This is a genomic window from Rhizobium phaseoli (assembly GCF_001664385.1).
Classification (GTDB): Bacteria; Pseudomonadota; Alphaproteobacteria; order Rhizobiales; family Rhizobiaceae; genus Rhizobium; species Rhizobium phaseoli.
The window spans coordinates 55,988-71,758 of sequence record NZ_CP013534.1; the positions used below are offsets into that span (position 1 = coordinate 55,988).

Annotated in this window: 13 protein-coding genes; 5 read left to right on the forward strand and 8 right to left on the reverse strand. The window is 61.9% G+C overall.

The window, feature by feature from the left end; all coding sequences use genetic code 11:
• Window positions 1-8 precede the first annotated feature (8 nt).
• The 6 genes from AMC88_RS23595 to AMC88_RS23620 all read right to left on the reverse strand — a co-directional run bounded on the left by AMC88_RS23595 (window position 9) and on the right by AMC88_RS23620 (window position 8,780).
• Window positions 9-1,214 carry a glycosyltransferase family protein gene (locus AMC88_RS23595; RefSeq protein ID WP_004679754.1) on the reverse strand — a complete coding sequence of 402 codons (1,206 nt, stop codon included), beginning with the start codon at window positions 1,212-1,214 and terminating at the stop codon, window positions 9-11.
• A 96-nt stretch (window positions 1,215-1,310) separates the two neighbouring features.
• Window positions 1,311-2,483: an ABC transporter permease gene (locus AMC88_RS23600; protein WP_012490432.1), complete on the reverse strand. Its 1,173-nt coding sequence runs from the start codon at window positions 2,481-2,483 to the stop codon at window positions 1,311-1,313.
• Window positions 2,483-3,481 carry an ABC transporter permease gene (locus AMC88_RS23605; RefSeq protein WP_016736520.1) on the reverse strand — a complete coding sequence of 333 codons (999 nt, stop codon included), beginning with the start codon at window positions 3,479-3,481 and terminating at the stop codon, window positions 2,483-2,485. The genes AMC88_RS23600 and AMC88_RS23605 overlap by 1 nt, the downstream gene beginning before the upstream one ends.
• Window positions 3,482-3,484: 3 nt before the next feature.
• A complete protein-coding gene (locus AMC88_RS23610; RefSeq protein ID WP_012490434.1) occupies window positions 3,485-5,392 on the reverse strand; it encodes an ABC transporter substrate-binding protein in 1,908 nt (635 codons plus the stop codon).
• Window positions 5,392-7,281: an ABC transporter ATP-binding protein gene (locus AMC88_RS23615; protein WP_064826144.1), complete on the reverse strand. Its 1,890-nt coding sequence runs from the start codon at window positions 7,279-7,281 to the stop codon at window positions 5,392-5,394. The genes AMC88_RS23610 and AMC88_RS23615 overlap by 1 nt, the downstream gene beginning before the upstream one ends.
• A 155-nt stretch (window positions 7,282-7,436) precedes the next feature.
• Window positions 7,437-8,780, reverse strand: coding sequence for an adenylate/guanylate cyclase domain-containing protein (locus AMC88_RS23620; protein WP_064826145.1), 1,344 nt, complete (start codon window positions 8,778-8,780; stop codon window positions 7,437-7,439).
• Window positions 8,781-9,281: 501 nt separating this feature from the next.
• Between AMC88_RS23620 and AMC88_RS23625 the strand changes: the two genes are divergently transcribed.
• The 3 genes from AMC88_RS23625 (at window position 9,282) to AMC88_RS23635 (ending at window position 11,224) form a co-directional block, all read left to right on the forward strand.
• Entirely contained in the window at window positions 9,282-10,619 is a 1,338-nt protein-coding gene (locus AMC88_RS23625; protein WP_010025737.1) for a nucleotide sugar dehydrogenase, read from the forward strand.
• Between the two features lie 79 nt (window positions 10,620-10,698).
• A complete protein-coding gene (locus AMC88_RS23630) occupies window positions 10,699-10,950 on the forward strand; it encodes a type II toxin-antitoxin system Phd/YefM family antitoxin (protein WP_010025738.1) in 252 nt (83 codons plus the stop codon).
• 1 nt (window position 10,951) lies between these two features.
• Window positions 10,952-11,224, forward strand: a complete 273-nt coding sequence (locus tag AMC88_RS23635; RefSeq protein ID WP_010025739.1) for a Txe/YoeB family addiction module toxin — start codon at window positions 10,952-10,954, stop codon at window positions 11,222-11,224.
• Window positions 11,225-11,261: 37 nt separating this feature from the next.
• Here AMC88_RS23635 and AMC88_RS23640 read toward each other — a convergent pair whose 3' ends face one another.
• Window positions 11,262-12,437 (reverse strand): DUF3095 domain-containing protein, encoded by a 1,176-nt coding sequence (locus AMC88_RS23640; protein WP_012490438.1) that lies wholly within the window; start codon window positions 12,435-12,437, stop codon window positions 11,262-11,264.
• A gap of 122 nt (window positions 12,438-12,559) precedes the next feature.
• On the opposite strand from AMC88_RS23640, the gene AMC88_RS23645 reads away from it, so the two are divergent.
• Window positions 12,560-13,039 (forward strand): class I SAM-dependent methyltransferase, encoded by a 480-nt coding sequence (locus tag AMC88_RS23645; protein ID WP_010024037.1) that lies wholly within the window; start codon window positions 12,560-12,562, stop codon window positions 13,037-13,039.
• A 67-nt stretch (window positions 13,040-13,106) separates the two neighbouring features.
• Window positions 13,107-13,595, forward strand: coding sequence for a hypothetical protein (locus AMC88_RS33270; protein ID WP_150128066.1), 489 nt, complete (start codon window positions 13,107-13,109; stop codon window positions 13,593-13,595).
• Between the two features lie 110 nt (window positions 13,596-13,705).
• Here the strand turns inward: AMC88_RS33270 and AMC88_RS23650 are convergent, their stop codons facing one another.
• Entirely contained in the window at window positions 13,706-15,637 is a 1,932-nt protein-coding gene (locus AMC88_RS23650) for an adenylate/guanylate cyclase domain-containing protein (RefSeq protein ID WP_064826146.1), read from the reverse strand.
• Window positions 15,638-15,771: the final 134 nt, after the last annotated feature.

Sequence of the window (15,771 nt, forward strand, 5' to 3'; positions counted from 1 at the left end):
GCTGTGCCCTATTCCGCGACGAGGGAAAGGTGGCTGGCGCGGCCGTCGATCCATCGGCCGACGGTCTGCGAAATGTGGTCCAGCCCTTCGAGATGCATATTGCTGCCGCTCTTCGACGGCGGCAGGCGAGAGGGCAGCCGTTTCAGCGCCTCGGCCATCACAGTCGGATCGGCCGATTGGTCCGGCAGCAGCATATCGACGAGGCCGAGCTCGCTGGCGCGCATGGCGCGCAGCAGCTGTTCCTCGCGCGGCTTGACGCGCGGCACGATGAGGGCTGGCTTGTCGAAGGAGAGGATCTCGCAATAGGTGTTGTAGCCGCCCATGGCGACGACACCGGTGGCGCCGTCGATCAGCTCTTCCATGTGGTTGTCGAACTCGATCACCTCGATATAGGGAATGGCCTCGCCCTTCTGCACCAGCTTGGCGCGCTCGGCCGCCGGCATATAGGGTCCGAGCACGACGAGAGCCTTCTGCGTCAGCGTCGGATCGGCCTCATAGGCATTCAGAACGTCGTGGACGAGATCGGAGCCGTCGCCGCCGCCGCCGGTCGTGACCAGCAGGTAATTATCCTTGCGGGCGTTGATCGAGCTCTTGCCCTTGGAGACGCTGCGCTGCAGGAAGCCGACGAAATCCATCTTCCGGCGCAGGCTCGCCGGCACGTCGAGACCGATCAGCGGGTCGTAGAAGTCAGGCGGACCATAGACCCAGACGCTGTCGTAATATTGGTCGATCTTCTGCATGATGCCGTTCCTCTTCCACTCGGCCTCGAGCAGATGCGGCGCGTCCATGATTTCGCGCAGGCCGAGCACCAGCACGGTGCCGCGGGCCTTGAGATAGGCAAGCGTATCCTCGACCTCGCCCTTCAGCCCCATCGGCTCCTTGTCGACGATGAAGATATCGGGCTGGAAGGTTTCGGCCGTGTGGCGGATGCTCGATTCGCGCATCTTCAGCGTCTCGTGCAGGTCGATGTGGCTGGCGAGCGACGTATATTCGCCGTTGCGCAGCTTGATGACGCTCGGGATCTTCACGAAGTCGACGCGGGCGCGGTAATCGAAGGCGCCGGCGATCGTCGCCCCCGAAATGATCAGGATGTTGAGGCCGCGATAATCCTCGACCAGCGCATGGGCGATGGCGCGACAGCGGCGCAGATGGCCGAGGCCGAAGGTGTCGTGGCTGTACATGAGGATGCGTGCATCTTCGAGACGTCTGGCCATGGGCGTTCCCTCCGGGGTGAACAACATTGTTAGCACCCCCACCGTCCGGAGGCCATGAGGCGGGGGCGATGCCGTGAGGCGCCGCCGGCTTTCCTGCTATTTGTAGGGATCTGCCGCATCACGCAAGCCGTCTCCCAGAAAGTTGAACGCCAAAATGACAAGAACAACAGGAATGATCGGAAAGAGCAGCCAAGGATAGAAGGCGATGACGCTGACGCTTTTTGCCTCGGTCAGCAGAATGCCCCAGCTGGTGATCGGCGGGCGGAGACCGAGGCCGAGGAAGGAGAGCGCGGTCTCGCCGAGGATCATGCCGGGGATCGAAATCGTTGCCGAGGCAATGAGATGCGACATGAAGCCCGGCACGAGATGGCGTCCGATGATGCGCGGCGTACTGGCGCCCATCAGCTGGGCGGCCTGCACGTAATCTTCCTCGCGCAGCGCCAGCAGCTTGGAGCGAACGGCACGCGCTAGCCCGGTCCAATCGATAATGCCGAGGATGACGGTGATGCCGAAATAGATGACGATCGGGCTCCAGGTCACCGGCATGATGGCGGCGAGCGCCATCCAAAGCGGCAGGCTCGGCAGCGATTGCAAGACCTCGATCAGGCGCTGGACGATGAGATCGAACACGCCGCCCCAATAGCCGGCAAGACCGCCGATGACGATGCCGAGCACGAAGCTGATCGAAATGCCGATCAGGCCGATCGTCAGCGATATCCGCGCGCCGTAGAGGATGCGCGAGAGCACGTCGCGGCCGAGCCGATCGGTGCCGAGCAGGAACATCTGGCCACCGATCGACGGGCAGACCAGATGATAGTTCGAGGCGACGAGGCCCCAGAATTTATAGGAATCACCGCGGCAGAAGAAACGGATCGGCTGCACGTCGTTCGGCCGGTCGGTATAGACCCTGCGCAATGTGTCGAGATCGAGCGTCATGCTGCGGCCGTAGACGAAGGGGCCGACGAACTCCCCCTTGTCGAAAAAGTGGACGCGCTGCGGCGGCGCATGGATGAAATCGACGTTGCGGGTATGCAGGCCGTAGGGGGCCAAGAACTCGACGATCAGGATCATCAGGTAGACGACGGCGAGAAAGATGCCGGAGACCAAGGCCAGCCTGTGCTGCTTGAACTTCCACCACATCAGATGCTTCTGCGAGGCGAGATGGATGCGCGATTGCGCCGCCGTCATGGTTTCGGTCGCATGCGGATCGAAAGGCGCGGTCGAGACGTAATGCGGAAGCGGCGCGCCGGGTGCGGGAAGGGGCGACATTATTTGGTGCTCCTGCCTTGCAGACGGATGCGGGGATCGAGGAAGCCGAGGGCGATATCGGATATCAGCACGCCGATGACGTTGAGGAAGGCGAGGAACATCAGGAACGAGCCGGCGAGATACATGTCCTGGCTCTGCAGCGCCTTGATCAGCATCGGCCCCGTCGTTTCCAGCGACAGCACGATCGCGACGATTTCCGCGCCCGAGATGATCGACGGCAGGATCGAGCCGATATCGGCGATGAAGAAGTTGAGCGCCATGCGCAGCGGATATTTGACCAGCGCCCGCATCGGATGCAGGCCCTTGGCGCGGGCGGTCGTCACATATTGCTTCTGCATCTCGTCGAGCAGGTTGGCCCGCAGCCGCCGGATCATGCCGGCCGTGCCAGCCGTGCCGACGATGATGACGGGGATCCAGAGATGGGCGAGGATCGACTTCGCCTTCGCCCAGCTCATCGGCTCGTTGATATATTCCTGGCCCATCAGATGGCCGATCGACAGACCGAACCAGACATTGGCGAAATACATCAGGATCAGCGCCAGCATGAAGTTCGGAATGGCGATGCCGAGCAGGCCGAGGAAGGTCAGCCCGTAATCCCCCCAGCTGTACTGGTGCGTGGCCGAATAGATGCCGATCGGAAAGGCGATCAGCCATGTGAGCAGGATCGTCGTGAAGGAGACGAGGATCGTCAGCCACAGCCGGTCGCCGACGACGTCGGACACCGGCAGCTGATATTCGAAGGAATAGCCGAAATCGCCGTGCAGCATGCCGCCGACCCAGTAGAAATAGCGCACGATCTCCGGCTTGTCGAAGCCGTATTGCTGGCGCATCTCCTCGATTTCCTGGAGATTGGCGGTCTCGCCGGAAGCGCGCAGCTCGGCGATCTGGCTCTCGAAGAAGTCACCGGGCGGCAGTTCGATGATGGTGAAGACCAGCGCCGAAATGACGAAGAGCGTCGGGACCATGGCGGCGATGCGCCAGAGAATATATCTGAGCACGCCTCAGGCCTCCTTGTACCAGAATGCATCCGGCATGTAGATGCCGAGATAGGAGGTGGGATCGAAGCCGTAGAGGGCTTTCTCGGGCAGGTTCTGCAGCTTGGCGGCGCGAAGGATCGGCTGCAGCGTGCTGTTGATCAGGCCGATCGAAAACACCTGCTGCGTATAGAGCGACAGCATCCTGTGCCAGATCGCCTGGCGCTCCTCGAACTTCGCCGTCGAGCCCCATTGATTGAGCAGATCGATCAGTTCGGCCGCCTCCGGCAGGTCGGGCGCCACACCCTCCTGGCCGGCGGAGAGATAGTGCATGCCCCAGAGCGGCCATTGCAGCTGGTCGTCGAGCGTCGGGGCGAGCCCGGACGGCGACATGTCGGCCGTCGGCACGCCATTGTCCAGGCCGTACCAGATCGACATCATGATCGTGCCGCTCATGGCGCGGTTGCGGAAGACGTCGCGCTGCGAGGTGCGGGTATAGAGCGCCAGGCCGATATTGGCCCAGTGATCGTGCACCAGTTCCAGCACGTCGGTATCGAGATTGCTTTCACCGGCGGTCTCGACGGTGATCTCGGCGCGCCGACCGTCCGGCAGCAGCCTGATGCCGTCGCCGCCGCGCTTGGTCAGACCGAGTTCGTCGAGCAGGCGGTTGGCCTCGTCGGGATCGAACTTGACGAAGGCGTCGGCATATTCCTGCTTGAACAGCGGGCTGTCGGGCAGCACGGTATCGGCGCTCGGCGTCCCCAAGCCGTAAAAGGCGACCATGTTGATTTCATGCCGGTCGATCGCCAGCGACAGCGCCCGGCGCAGGCGCACGTCGCGGAACAGGCCGCGCCACACCTCGTCGGCGCAGTTGAGGTTCGGCAGCAGCGTGATGCGCGAGCCGCGGGCCACCTTCCAGAGATTGACCTTCACCGGGAAGCGCTTCTCGGCCTCCTTCAGGAAAGTGTAGTCGTTGAAATCGATGCCGGTCGCCTGCAGGTCGGCTTCGCCGGCACCCGCCTTGGCGGCGATGATCGACGAGGAGGAGACGTTGAGGATGAAACGGTCGAGATAGGGCAGCTGCCTGCCGGTTTCGTCGACGCGGTGGAAGAACGGGTTGCGCTCGAAGACGAACTGGTCGGCTGGCAGCGCCGTCGTGTTGCGCCAGGGATCGAGCGTCGGCAGGTTGGGATTTTCCGGCCGGTAGGAGCGCGCCATCTTGATGTGCAGATCCTGCCACTTCTTGACGCGGGAGGTCTGCATCATCTGTTCCATCTTCGCTTCGTCCGGCTGGAACTTCTTATGGAACTGCTTGAGGTAATGCGCCGGACCGAAGATGACGAGCGGCTGGGGACCTGCGAGCGTCGGCAGGAACATCGGATTGGGTTTTTCCCACGTATAGCGCACCGTCAGTGGATCGAGCATCTCGAAGCGCGGCAGGCTGCCATGCGGACGAAGCTCGAGCGCACCGCCGCCCGGCGTCAGCTTGTCGTTCAGGATGACGTCTTCCCACCAGTAGCGGAAATCGTCGGCGGTGAACGGCTCGCCATCGGACCATTTATGGCCTTCGCGCAGCGTGAAGGTGAAGACCGTGTCGTCCTCGGAGCGGAAGTCGGCGAGTATGTCAGGCTGGAACTGCAGGTGCTTGTCGTAGCCGACCAGGCGGGAATAGCCGTAGATCGTCATGAAGCGGATGTCGCGCTGGCTGCCGATGATGGTGCGCACCGTGCCGCCATAGGTCCCGGGTTCGAGCCCCATCTCCTTCAGATTGACGATCCGCGGACGGGCGGGAATGCGCTCGGCCATGCCAGGCAGGCTGCCTGCGGCCAACCGCTCCTTGAGGAAATCCGGCTCGCCGGCCTGCTCGGCGCGAAGCACCGCCGGGGCGATCGCGGCGCCGACAAGGCCGCCCAAAAAGGTGCGACGCGTCACCATCAGCGCAACTCCCTGATATCGGCGCCCTTGCGGGCGCGCACCAGATGGCCGTCACCGAGATCGGCATAGGCAAGCTCGGCGGCATCGTCATGCTCGGCGGTGAAGGTTTTCCCCCAGTTCTGCTTGTCGGCGGCGCCGTTTTCGCGCAGCGCCTTGAAATCGAGCGGCCGGTCGAGATCGGGGAAGGGGACGGCGGCGAGCAGCGATTTCGTATAGGGGTGCACCGGATCGCGCAGGATGATTTCGCGTGGCGCGATTTCGACGATACGGCCCTTGCACATGACGGCGATGCGATCGGCCATGTAATCGACGACGGCGAGGTTGTGCGAGATGAACAGATAGGTCAGCCCCAGCTCCTTCTGCAGATCCTTCAAAAGGTTGAGGATCTGCGCCTGGACGGAGACGTCGAGCGCCGAGACCGGTTCGTCGAGGATGACGAGTTTCGGCCCGAGGGCAAGGGCGCGGGCAATGCCGATGCGCTGGCGCTGGCCGCCGGAGAAGCTGTGCGGGTAGCGGCTGAGATAACGCTTGTCGAGGCCGATTGCCCCCATCAGTCCTTCGACCTTGCGCTTGCGCTCGGCGCTGTCGCCGCGGTCATGGATCTCCAGCGGTTCGCTCAAGATGTTGCGCACCGTCATGCGCGGCGAAAGCGAGGAGACCGGATCCTGAAACACCATCTGGATCTTGGTGCGCATGTCCTGCAGTTCGGCGCCCTTGACGGCAAGCACGTCGATGACATCCTTGCCGTCGTTGAACACGACCGCGCCGCTGTCGGGGGTTACGGCGCGCATCAGGATCTTGCTGAGCGTCGTCTTGCCGCAGCCGGATTCGCCGACGAGTCCGAGACATTCGCCGCGGCGGATGTCGAAGCTGACATCGTCGACGGCGCGTACGACGGTGGCCTCCTGCCTGCCGAGGAGACTGCGCCTGCGCGTCTTGTAGGTCTTGGAGAGATTGTTGACCGACAGCAGCGTACCAGGCGTTTCCGCCTGCAGCGGCTTCTTCTTGCCGACCAGCGTCTCGAGATTGACCGGCACGTCGCGCAGCGCCTTCAGCCGCTCGCCGGGTTTCATGTCAAAATGCGGAACCGCGGCCATCAGCGCCTTGAGATAGGGATGCTGCGGATTGCGGAAGATCGCCTCGACCGGGCCGGCTTCCATGATCTCGCCGTGATAGATGACGACCACCTCGTCGGCCATGTTGGCGACGATGCCGAGATCGTGGGTGATGAGCAGCATCGCCATGCCGAGCTTGGCCTGCAGATCGCGCAGCAATTCCAGGATCTGCGCCTGGATGGTCACGTCGAGCGCCGTTGTCGGCTCGTCGGCGATCAGGAGCGCCGGCTTGCAGATCAAAGCCATGGCGATCATCGCGCGCTGGCGCATGCCGCCGGACAATTCGAACGGATACATGTCGTAGGTGCGGTGCGGATTGGAAAAACCGACGAGGCCGAGCATTTCCTCGGTCCTTTCCCGCGCCTCCTGCTTGTCGACCTCGGTGTGGATCAAAAGCACTTCGCTGATCTGGTTGCCGACCGTGTGCAGCGGCGACAGCGAGGTCATCGGCTCCTGGAAGATCGTCGCCATGCGCCGGCCGCGCAAGTCGCGCATGTCCTCGCTGTCGCGCGACAGGGAGAGAATATCGGTCGTGTTGTTGTCGAGCGGATCGGTGAAGAAGATGCTGCCCGATGCCTTGGCCGGATTGGGCAGGATGCCCATGATCGCCTGGCTGATCACCGATTTGCCCGAGCCGGATTCGCCGACGAGAGCGGTGACCTTGCCCGGAAGGATGCGGAGATTGGCTTCCTTTACGACGCGCAGCCGGTCGCCGAAAACGGAGAAAGAGACATCGAGGTTCTCAATACGCAACAAATCGGCAGCGGACGCCATACCAATGAAATTCCCCAGTCTTCTATGTTCCCGTTAGGGCACACTATCGTACCGCAAACGGGGTGTCTAGCTGATGACAATCAAGGGGATATTGTCGCCTTTCGCCGTGGTGGTGCGGACGAAACACGCAATTTTATCGGTGCCGGCCTGGCGTTTTACTGGATGAACTTCTCCATGCTGGTGCGCTTGACCTGTTGCTTCGCATCCCGGTGCAGCAGAATGACCTGCTCGGCTTCGGAAAGTCCGTTCTGCACGGCCTCGCGGAAATGTTCGTCCACATGGATCTCCGGGGCCGGCGCGCGCGGCTGCAGCACCGTCACCTTCTGGCGGATGCCGCGCAGCTTCTCTTCGCCGAGCCGCGTCCACTCGCCGCCGCAATAACCGGCGAAGGCCTGGCTGGCGACAACCTCGCGGCCGTATTTCTTGGTCAGGATCTGCAGCCGCTGCACCTCGTTGACCGCCGATCCGAAGGCGGAGAAGGTCAGGCGGTCCTTTAGGCCGACATTGCCGAACATGACGTTGCCGACATGCAGGCCGATGCCGTAGCCGATCTTGCTGAGACCCTTCTGCTGGCGATCGCTATTGAGTTCGGCGACCCGCGCCTGTGCCTGGTGGACGGCCGAAAGCGCTGCCTCGCAGGCGATTTTCGACGGGTCCTTGTGGCGCCCGCAGGGGTAGACGGCCAGGAAGCCGTCGCCGAGAAAGCTCAATATCTCGCCGCCATTGCGGTTGAAGGGGGCGGCGATCGCATCGAAAAACTGGTTCAGCGTGTCGATATAGGCCTGGCGGCCTTCCTTTTCGGCATACATGGTGGATTCGCGCATGTCGCCCATGACGAGCGCCGCGCGGATCGTCTCGCCGTCGCCGCGACGGATCTGTCCGTTCAGCACCCGCTTGCCGGCGTCGCCGCCGAGATAGGTGGTCAGCATGTTGTTGGCGAGCTTGCCGAGCACCGCCATCTTGGCGGCGACCGCCAGATGGTTCTGCATTCTCAAAAGCGCGTCGATCATGTCGTCGGAAAAGCCGTTATGGTGATCGGTCGACCACGAGCCCATCATGCCCTGCACCGAGCCGTCGCCGAAGGGCTGCACGAAGGCGAGGTAGTCGGTGAACTTGTCCTTGCGCAGGTCCTCGAAGATCGGGAATTCGGCCGGTCCTTCTTGGCTCAGCCGGCGGCGGATGTGCTGCAGGTTGTTGTCAAGCAGGTAATAATAGGGGCTCTGGAGGAAGCGATCCGGCTTCTGCCCGGCCGGCATGCGGAAGCCTTCGATGGTGACGCCGCTGGCGCGCCGCCAGGTAAAACTCAGCGCGTCGTAAAGCGGATGCAGCATTGAGAACGTCAGGTGCACGCGGGCGATCGGCAGGCCGGCGGCGGCAATCCTTTCGCAAAAGCCGCGCACGATGTTCTCGAGATCGTCGCCTGCCAGCGAAGAATTCGTCAGCCATTCGGCGACCCGGTCCAACAGGATGGGCGACACGCTGGAGTCGATCGTGCTCATTCTCGGTAGAATCCTCATAAGGCACGCCATCCCCAAGAGGCAAAAATCCCTTGGCCGGCCCATTTTCATGCGCAGGTCACAGGGAAATCAGGATGTACGAGCGGCAATATTGTGTCAACGATCTGCCGAAAGCCCGGCAGCAGCGCCCCTCAGTTCCCCGGGGCGGGGGCCGGAGGATGGTCCTTTCGCGGCAGTTCATTATCAAAAGTCAAAATAGGGATGCTGCATATGCGAAACAATGGGAGCGGAATTTTTTTGTGCTCCAAAGTTGCATCGGGCGATCTGCCGGGACATTTTGGCCACACCCGGCTAAGGGTCTTTGAACAGCATCCGGTCGATTGACACACCCAAAACCCCTCCCCAACACCTCCGCACAAGGGGGAGGGGCTAACCTGTGGCGCCGGCATGCTATTGCCGCCGGGGAGAAGAGGACCGGGTTTAATTCGCCGTCATCATGCATTAGATCAGCGTTCTGAATTTCTCGGTTTGAAAGATCCTGCCTTGGCCACCTCCACCTTCGACACGCTTTTGCAGAAGATCGAAACCCGTGCGGCACGCGCCGGCGTCATCGGCCTCGGCTATGTCGGCCTGCCGCTGGCGATGGCGGTGGCGCGCAGCGGCTTTGCGGTCACCGGCTTCGACATCGATCCTTCCAAGATGGTGGCGCTCGATGCCCGCCGCTCCTATATCGACGCGGTCAGCAACGAGGCGCTTGCCGCCGAGATCGATGCGGGACGCTTCCGGGCGACGACCGATTTCGCCGGGCTTGCCGCCTGCGATGTCATCATCATCTGCGTGCCGACGCCGCTCACCAAACATCGCGATCCCGATCTTTCCTTCGTCGAGGCGACGTCACGCTCGATCGCCCAGCATTTGCGCCCCGGTCAGCTCGTCGTGCTGGAATCGACCACCTATCCCGGCACGACCGACGATATCGTCAAGGTCATCCTCGAAGGCACGGGCCTGAAATCCGGCGCGGATTTCTTCGTCGGCTTCTCGCCGGAGCGCGAGGATCCCGGCAACCAGCATTATCAAACCGCCACCATCCCGAAGGTCGTCGCCGGCGACGGGCCCGAGGCGCTGGCGCTGATGAAAGCGTTCTATGGTGCGGCGGTATCGACGGTTGTGCCTGTTTCCTCGAATGCGACGGCCGAGGCGGTGAAGCTCACCGAAAACATCTTCCGCTCGGTCAACATCGCCCTCGTCAACGAATTGAAGACCGTTTATGCGGCGATGGGCATCGACGTCTGGGAGGTGATCGACGCGGCCAAGACCAAGCCTTTCGGCTATATGCCCTTCTATCCCGGCCCCGGCCTTGGCGGCCATTGCATCCCGATCGATCCTTTCTACCTCACCTGGAAATCGCGCGAATACGAGCTGCCGACCCGCTTCATCGAGTTGGCCGGCGAGATCAATTCGGCGATGCCGCGGCATGTCGTCGGCAAGCTCGCCGAAGCGCTTGACATCCGCGCCGGCAAGGCGCTGAGCCGCAGCCGGGTGCTGGTGCTCGGGCTCGCCTACAAGAAGAACGTCGCCGATATAAGAGAGAGCCCGTCGCTGCGGCTGATCGAGATCATCGAGGAACGCGGTGGACGCGCCGACTATCACGACCCCTTCGTCGCCGAAATCCCGCCGACGCGCGAACACCAGGCGCTAAAGGGCCGCAAATCGGTGGCGCTGACGCCGGACGCCGTTTCCGGCTACGATGCGGTTCTGGTGGCGACCGACCATGAGAGCGTGGATTATGCGGCGATCGCGAACAGCGCAGCACTGATCATCGACACCCGCAACGTCTTCAACCGGCTGGGCCTGTCGGCCGATCACGTCGTCAAGGCGTGACAGAGGGGCGATCGCGTATTTGACTTTTTGGGGATATGTACATATATCCGTACATTCGTGAGCAATGAAAGAATGATCGATGGCACACGTCCGATTGACGGAGTTCCGGCAGAACATCGCAACCTATTTTGATCAGGTCCTGTCTTCTCGGGCTCCTCTGCTCGTGACTCGTCAAGGTTCGGAAGCAATGGTCTTGATTGCCGAAAGCGAGTACGAAAGCATGCAAGAGACGCTGCACCTGCTCTCGACGCCTGCCAATTCCGCCCGCTTGCGTGAAAGCATCGCACAGCTTCGCAAGGGCCAGGTGATAGAGAGCGACCCGACTCTCTGAGATGAAGCTGCTATGGACCCCGACTTCCTGGGAAGAATACCAATACTGGCAGAAAACCGACCAGAAGATGGTCGAGAAAATCAACGAACTGCTCAAGGATACAAAAAGATCGCCCTTTAAAGGTCTCGGCAAGCCGGAACCGCTGAAGGGCGATCTATCCGGACTTTGGTCCCGGCGTATCCTCGGAGAGCATCGACTCGTCTACTGCGTTACTGGCAAGGGTTCAGACCAGCAGTTGGAAATCATCCAATGCCGATTTCATTACGAAAAATAGATTCTGGCGCATTGTAGGCGATCGCGACTTTGCGCGTCTAAACGACGGTCGGCGCTGTAGAAAGCGCCTTGCCGGTCATGCGGCTTGCGGCCACGGCATAACCGCCGGATGCGCCGTCGATGAAATGCATATGGTCGCGCGAGATCGGCGTCGGCACGAAGCAGGTCATCAGCGCCGAGGCCTGCCGATGCAGGCCATAGCGGGCAATGCCCTTTGCCCGCGCGGCTTCGAGCAGCGTCTCGATGCGTTTCAGGTGCTCGGCATCGACATCGACCGTCATTTTTAGCCCGTCGTCGAACTTGCGGAAATCGGAATTGCCGGCAACGTCGCGCTTGTAGCGGCGCGCGTCGAAGCGGCCGAGCGGAATGCCGAGCTGGTAGCAGAGGACGGTGATGGCGAGCTGCAGGAAGATGAAGAGCTTCTGGCGCAAGCGGCGGCCGGCGGGTGCCGTGGCCTTGGCCTCGCGATTGATGCCGTGCAGCGAGAAGGCGAAATCCGGGCCGCCGGCCGGCACCGGATGGCTGCCGCGGTTCTGCTCGCCGGTGATGGCGACGATACCGTTGACGAGGTCGCGGAATTCTTCGCCCGGCCGGCCTTCGCCGGGAACCGCGATGATCGAGACGATCTCGCCGTTCTGCGCATCGATCGGGCTCCAGCGGCAGGAGAGGCCGGTGAGATCGGGCCGCGTTCCCGGGGCGGCGCGCTCGATAGCGTAGTGGCCACGCTTCATCTGCCGTTCCGCCCAGCTGGTGCCGCCGCCCCAGAACATCGCATAGGTGACATAGGGGCTTGCGGAATAACGCGCGACGCGCACGTCGAGCCCCTCGGCGCGGGTATCGGCAACCGGGACGATCGCGACCCGCAGCATCAGGCCGAGATCCTCCTCGACCCAGACCTGCACGGCGGCGAGCGCCTCTCGCGCCGTCTGCTCGAGCGCGCCTGGCAGCGCGATCAGCGCGCCGTCGCCGCCGAAGACGAAGGGATAGTCGCCCTTGCCGACGGCATTCAACACCGCGGAGATCACGCTGGCGCCGGCCATGTTGACGTCCTTGTAGCGACCGCCGGCGATCGCCTGCGTCGAGCCGACGATATCGGCGAGCGCCAACACCCATCCATCGGGCAATGGCCGATAGTTGGCGGCATCGGTCACGCCCTCGAAGGCGCTGAAGAGCGGCACGGCGGCAAAGAAGTCTTCGTCGGTCACGGTTTCCATGTCATCGATCCTAGCACAGACCCATATCGGTGCTGCAACGCCAATTCCCATTTACGGCAATCGACTTGGCAAGGTTTCGGTGTTAGCACGCGCTCACGATTTCATGACGGATACGGATTTCAATGAGCCGCCTCGACAGCTTCATTCGCCGGTTGACGGCCCAACGCGATATTTTGAACGCGATCACCGATATGGTCGCAGAAATTGAAGGCCCGGTGCTGGAATTCGGCCTCGGCAACGGCCGCACCTATGACCATCTGCGCGAAAATTTTCCCGGCCGCCGCATCATCGCCTTCGACTGGGAGGTCCGCTCCTATTCGGCCTCGACTCCGGATCCGGAAGATATGGTAACCGGCAATATCCGCGACTCCGGCCAGCCCTTCCTCGGCATCGGCGCGGCGCTCGCCCATGCCGATATCGGCACCGGCCATGACGAGATCGACGCGGTGATCCTGACCTGGCTGCCGCAGCTGGTGGCCGGCGTGCTCGCCCCCAACGGCATCGCCGTCAGCGGCCTGCCGCTGGAGCATCCCGAGCTGGCGGCGCTGCCGCTGCCGGAGGGGATCAAGGAAGGGCGGTATTTTCTGTATCGCAGGACGTAGGCGGTGTTGAGCAGCGAATGCCGCACCTTGAGCCGGAACACCAAGACCGTATAGCCGCAGGTGCGCCTTGTTGAAGCTGCTTTTGAATTGGCATTTCCCTCCAATACCAATGCTGCTTGCAATTGGCAGTCTTTGGGTCATGTTCCGCGAAAATCCAAGGACTTGGTCTTCCGCGATCACCTGCGTTCCGGTTTTAGGGTATCTCTATGCCAATGTTTTTGCGATCTATTTCAGCAGAACGCCGATTTCGATATCTGCGGCGGTAGCGGCGACCGCAGTGCCTTGTCTGTGTCTTTCATTCTTTTTGATGCGTAGGCTTCGCGTCAAGTCCATTGGGAATCCAAAATTCTCCCGCGCCAAGGCGGCTCTGTACGCAATATGCGGACTCGCTTTTGCCTCGGTCGTCGCTTACGGCGCGGCATACGTTCCCGCAGATTGCACGACTCCAAAGTGCGAATTCGGCGTCAGCCTATTCGGGTCCCTCGACTATTGCATCGTCTGGTTTGCCTGCGTGTGGAGCGGAATGATGGCCTCAGTTTCTCTTTTGGCCCGGTAGGCCGTTATCAGTGGGCGATGGGGATTGCCCGAAGACTTTGAACGACGCTAGGGAAAGCATTATCTTCCTCTCTTGTCGGAGGTAATCCCTCACGAGGAATAGGAGGTCGCTTATTCGCGCCCAGACATTTGGCCGCCACTCTCCCCGACCAATTCCCATATACCCACCTTCTCCGCCCGGCCCTTCACCTGTGCCAAACCGAGCGACCGAAACGCGAAACGATCGCCGACGGCGTTATGGATGGCGGCGCTGACCAGGATCGACGTACCGAATTCCTTGTTCAATCCTTCCAGGCGTGAGGCGACATTGATCGTATCGCCCATGGCCGTGTATTGCTGGCGCGAAATCGCCCCGAAACTGCCAACGACGGCCGGGCCTGTGTGCAGGCCAAATCGCGTGATGAGAACAGGACGGCCGTTCCCTCTGTTCTCCTCGTTAAGGCCGTCGATTGCCGCCTTCATCGCGAGCGCGCAGCGGCAGCCGTTTTCGGCATGTCTGGCATCCGCAACGGGGGCGTTCCACATGACGAAAATGGAATCGCCGAGATACTGCACGACCGTCCCGCCGTGGCGCTCGGCGATGATGTTCAAGAGCTCGAAATAGGCTGACAGCGTATCGACCACGTTTTCCGGAGAATTAAGCTCGGATATGGTCGTGAAGTCCCTGATATCGGTGAACAGCACGGTTACATCCTGGCGCTTGGCTTTGACGACCGCGCGCCCTTCAGGGCTGATGATGCGACGGACCACTTCACGCGGAACGTAGAGGGCAAATTGGCCAATGGCATGGCGGCTTGCCGAGAGCGCGCCGGCCAGTGTGTTGATCTCCGTTATCCAGGAATGCGAGACGGCCTTCTCGCCAAGATCGAGATCACCGATCCGCCGCGCCTCGTCGGCGAGCCGATAGAGAGAGCGGCTGACTATGCGGGAAAGCACCACCGATGCGCCGACTCCGGCGATCAACAGGGCGCCGGCGATCAGGAGGTTGCGAACGAGCAGCCTATGCGCCTCCTCCACGAGGTCTTCGAGCGGCACGACGATGGCGGCCGTGCTGCCCTTAAACAGGCCGGAGACGCTGACAGGGACGATCTGCACCAGGTGGCTTTCGCCCTCGATATCGAGCCGCGCCAGGCCGCCGCTTGCGAAGGCGGGATCCTGCCTGAGCCTGACCACAGCTTCCAGGCTCCTGTCGAAACTGTTTGCCGTCGCGGCGAAGGCGCCTGATGTTCTCGCCCACAATCCGATGATCCTGCTCATGATCTGAGCGTCGGAATGAGCCACGAGATTGCCGCCGCCATCGACGATGTAGGCTCGGGCATGCGGAGAAATCCCCTGCGCATTCAGCAGACGGCCGATCGTCTGCAGATGAATGTTGATGCCGACGACCACTCGGCCGTCACCCTTCATCGGCGCCGCGATCGTCAGCGTCGGAACATTGAGCGTTCCGGTCACATAAGGCCCGACGGAAACCGGCACACCATCCTGGACGACGGATTGGTACCAGGGACGCTGCCGCGGATCGAAAGATGCGTAGTTGATGTCCCGCTCGCCGATCGGTCTGGCCCGGCCGTCGAGAAAGCGAAGCGTCGAGATGACATTCGCGCCTTGTCTCTCCGCGATCGTTCGGATCGCGAAGGCCGTGCCATCTGGCGCTGCCAGCGCCTTACGGACATCCTTTCTGGCGGTGTTGATGACCTGCAGATAGGAGCCATCGGGATAGCCGGTGTAAACGCTCGTCGCCTCGGGGACGTTTCGCAGAACCTCGAGAAAGACGTCCTGTTTTGGCTCGATATCCTGAGACGGCGGGGAAATGAGCTGCGGCAGGGTCGATGCCAGCGCCACCGCCTCGGTGCCGCCCTGAAGCGTACTTTTATAGCCCTCGATCAGCCGCAAGCTCATCTCGCGCATCTGCTGCGCGCCGGCGCTGACCGCAGCAGCGCTTCCCTGCCAGAATGCCATCCAGATGATGGGCATCGACGTGCACAGCAACGACGCGACGACCAGGACGCCGAGATGCACTCTGAGCGGTTTGGACCAGCGCACGAGCTCCCCCTCGCAATGCGGACACGTCTCAGCGCACCTAGCGTTCCGATGCTCGTCCACCTGTGCGGAATGAGCGTTCCCAGCGATGCCAGCTAACTGCTTTTTTCGGGCTTGCACAAGGCGTCGATGTGAAC

Coding starts and splice junctions, on each gene's coding strand:
- AMC88_RS23595 (WP_004679754.1), bottom strand. CDS start 1,214: ATGGCCAGACGTCTCGAAGATGCACGCATCCTCATGTACAGCCACGAC.
- AMC88_RS23600 (WP_012490432.1), bottom strand. CDS start 2,483: ATGTCGCCCCTTCCCGCACCCGGCGCGCCGCTTCCGCATTACGTCTCG.
- AMC88_RS23610 (WP_012490434.1), bottom strand. CDS start 5,392: ATGGTGACGCGTCGCACCTTTTTGGGCGGCCTTGTCGGCGCCGCGATC.
- AMC88_RS23615 (WP_064826144.1), bottom strand. CDS start 7,281: ATGGCGTCCGCTGCCGATTTGTTGCGTATTGAGAACCTCGATGTCTCT.
- AMC88_RS23620 (WP_064826145.1), bottom strand. CDS start 8,780: ATGAGCACGATCGACTCCAGCGTGTCGCCCATCCTGTTGGACCGGGTC.
- AMC88_RS23630 (WP_010025738.1), top strand. CDS start 10,699: ATGGCACACGTCCGATTGACGGAGTTCCGGCAGAACATCGCAACCTAT.
- AMC88_RS23635 (WP_010025739.1), top strand. CDS start 10,952: ATGAAGCTGCTATGGACCCCGACTTCCTGGGAAGAATACCAATACTGG.
- AMC88_RS23640 (WP_012490438.1), bottom strand. CDS start 12,437: ATGGAAACCGTGACCGACGAAGACTTCTTTGCCGCCGTGCCGCTCTTC.
- AMC88_RS23645 (WP_010024037.1), top strand. CDS start 12,560: ATGAGCCGCCTCGACAGCTTCATTCGCCGGTTGACGGCCCAACGCGAT.